The sequence below is a fragment of the Xanthomonas sp. D-36-1 genome (genome assembly GCF_017746155.1).
Classification (GTDB): Bacteria; Pseudomonadota; Gammaproteobacteria; order Xanthomonadales; family Xanthomonadaceae; genus Xanthomonas; species Xanthomonas cissicola.
In genome coordinates this window covers 1-3,004 of the sequence record NZ_JAGHWR010000142.1, presented here as the reverse complement: position 1 = coordinate 3,004, position 3,004 = coordinate 1, and the positions used below count along the sequence as shown (strand labels likewise).

The window sequence follows — 3,004 nt, the reverse complement described above, 5'->3', positions numbered from 1 at the left end:
ATTGATCAGACCATCCCTAAGGCTTGCCGGCCATTCCGCGCCTGAGCCAGCACTTGAAGCGCAGGCCACGCTTGAGATAGTTGACGAACCAACGCGTCGCGAAGCAATGGCTCGTCGTCGGCAATGAGGGCAGTGGGGGACAGGGTAATCATTGGGGCAGTTCGAATGGAAGCACGACTTCGGCTTTCGTGCCGCGAGGAAACTTTCCGACCAGGGTAAGGCTTGCCTCATCACCGAAGCTCAATGTGAGTCGATCCCGAAGTGTCGTAAGCCCTGTGCCAAGGCCCTGGTTGGATTTGCCAAGCCCTGCGCCAGTGTCTTCAACCACTAAGCGCCAGTGGCGCTCTGTAGCCCAGGCCTTGATCTCGATCTGCCCACCGTCCTCGCAAGGATCAATGCCGTGCTTAATGGCGTTCTCGACCAACGTCAGCAGCATGAGGCTGGGGCAATGGACTGCTTTGGGGTCAAGTTGCATGTCAACGCTATAGCTCAGACGATCGGGCATGCGCATGTGCATGAGTTCAAGGTAGGCGTTGGTGAGTGCAAGCTCTTCGGCAAGCGTCGTGGACGCATCGTTCAAACGCGGCACGGCTGCTCTCAGGTAAGCGATCAGGCTTCGCATGAGCACTGGCGCTTGCGGAGAGTGGATCTCAATCAGTGACTGGACATTAGCAAGCGTGTTGAACAAGAAGTGCGGAGCAACCTGTCGTTGCAGGAGTTGCAGTTGTGCATCGAGTGCTTGGCGTTCTAGGCTCACCCGCTGCATTTCAAAGCTCAGTGCCTGATGGCGCGCTAAGGCATCCTTTTGGCGGACCAAGGCGGCCAGTGCCACCCAAGGCCCGACCAGCATTGCTGTCACGGTGAGCATGAGAAACCCACTGACACGCTCGTTATCTTCCCAAAATGGAGGCGAGCCAGCCAGGGTGGTGAACAGATAAATCGAAAGGGTGCAGGGCAACACACATGCCCCGACGCCAACCACTTGGAGCACCCAACGGGCCAACCAGGACGGGAGACGCTTGGGCCAACGCTCGAATAACCCAAAGGTCAACAGCATGACGCTGCCGATTAGAAAAACACGCAGAATGAGCGGTGTCCAGCGATCCCAACCGAGCCCGAGCACCCCGGAGAGCAGGATGCAAATCGCCGAAACGGTCGCTACGCGCCGCCCGTTTAGAAGCGGCGGCACCGTTCGCAGGGTAGGCAGGGGTGTCTCAAGCGGCATGATGCCAAGCATAGCGGTAGTGAGTCTCAGTTACGCACTCAATCCCATGTTTGGCCACCACATGATCATTGTGGCAGCAGCACCGCCACCAAGCGTTGCCAGCGTCGATAGGCTGAGCATGACCACCACCGCCAGGCGCACCGCAAGACGCTTGGTTCTCTTGGCGAGAAAGTAGCCTTGCAGGAGCGCCAGAGGCAAGAGGGTTTGCAAGAACGCGAGGGAAGTGAGCGTTGGCCCAGTAAAGCTCTTTGGGTCAAACCCAATAGTAGCTTGGTTGATGACAAGCCAAAGCATCAAGCCAACTCGAAAAAACCAGACGCCACTCACGGCTAAAAACAGCCGTAGTGCCCAGCGGCGGTGGTGCTCAAAATTGCGGTTCCGAGCTGCGCGCCAAGCCATCGCCACGAACCACAAGATCAGAACTGCGTTGAAACTTGTCCCGAGGTGCTGCGGCAAATCGCCAGCGACGCCTTTGCGGATCCAAACGAGCGACAGGCCGCCGAGGGCTAAGGCAGTGGCCAAAACCATGTAGACCCGCCCGTTCCAGCGGTGGAAGGCAGGCGCATGTCGTCGCACGGCTGGCACGAGTTGAAAAAGCCCGCCAAGAATGATGGTCAACGCCATCAGAAGGTGCAGCCCCAAAACCCAGTTGAAGACATGGTCACCGGCAATGAAGCCCCGGTTCATGACTTCGTTCCAGCGCTCAGGGTGTCCAGAAAGCGTGCTTCGCCCGTAGAAGCTTGCGATGTAGGTGGCAAAGATGAGCTGCCCCAGTGCAGCGCTCACTACCCAGCCCATGGCAGCAATTCCTAGGGCCTTTTGACCGAATTCAGTGTTGTCCGGAGACCTGACTTGGCGCGACGTTAAGACCAGCAATCCAGGTAGTGTCATGGCATCAAGCTCAAATGAGGTGCGCCGAAGATGACCGCGAAGGAGACCGGGTGTCTCGGGGAATCAGACGAATGACGGTGAGGGTGGATGGATGACGGCGGGGCGGGCGGTTTAGATGGAACGTGCTACACCAAATCGAAGTCTGCGGGCCGAATACCTCTGCCAAGATTGCCTCTCGCATGGTCACAATCGCGCCTTGGAAAAAGCAGGGCACACTGAGCGAGTTGATCATCGTCGAAGGCTAGCTGATAAGCTTTTGGCAAGGCGATGTGATGTTTTGCCCACAACGCCTGGTGAGGCGAGCTTCGAAGACTTGCTCACGCGATATTGAGCACAAAGCCGCTTGATGGCACTTCTCCCCATCGCACAGCGCCGAACGGACCCAAAGCAGAACGCTTGATGCAACCGAGGACCCAAGGCATGGGGAGCATTGAGCCAATGGAAGAGGGGATGGCAAAAGAAGCGACGACGCGCCAAATCAGAAAAGCAAGCGGTGAGGCCAGCGACAGCGCGAACGGGCAGGCCTAAGAGCGAGTTTGGCGAGCCCGCGAACGGCCGCACTCATCAAAGACTGACAGTGCGCCTGCTCTTCCAGGCAATCAATGCCGGTAATGGCGCGTCATCTTCTAAGTGGAATCATCGCTAGATGGGTGATTCCAAGAAGCTGGCCACGTCCTTGAAGGCAAGAGGGCATGGGCGAGCACAATAAGCCTCCCGATTGACGTGAGGATTATTTGCCTTAGCTTGAATGGATGCGCGACATTGCCGACAACGCAGACCAGCTCATCCAAGACTACTTCAATAGTCTTGGCATGGTGCTTTGGAAGGACCTCACGCCAGATGACAATACATCACTTCGGTTTTGGCATCTAAGGAAGGTCTGATCAA

General features: G+C 57.1%; 3 protein-coding genes. All 3 read right to left on the bottom strand.

Annotated features, from left to right (window positions below; translation table 11 throughout):
- Positions 1-5: 5 nt before the first annotated feature.
- From J7367_RS22095 to J7367_RS22085, 3 genes are read right to left on the bottom strand one after another with little or no spacing between them, the layout of a single operon-like run.
- On the bottom strand, positions 6-152 hold the full coding sequence (locus tag J7367_RS22095) for a hypothetical protein (RefSeq protein ID WP_209029026.1): 147 nt from the start codon (positions 150-152) through the stop codon (positions 6-8).
- A complete protein-coding gene (locus tag J7367_RS22090) occupies positions 149-1,225 on the bottom strand; it encodes a histidine kinase (protein ID WP_057662771.1) in 1,077 nt (358 codons plus the stop codon). Before J7367_RS22090 ends, J7367_RS22095 begins: the two co-directional genes overlap by 4 nt.
- Before the next feature lie 30 nt (positions 1,226-1,255).
- Positions 1,256-2,116: a DUF2306 domain-containing protein gene (locus J7367_RS22085; protein ID WP_057662769.1), complete on the bottom strand. Its 861-nt coding sequence runs from the start codon at positions 2,114-2,116 to the stop codon at positions 1,256-1,258.
- Positions 2,117-3,004 lie beyond the last annotated feature (888 nt).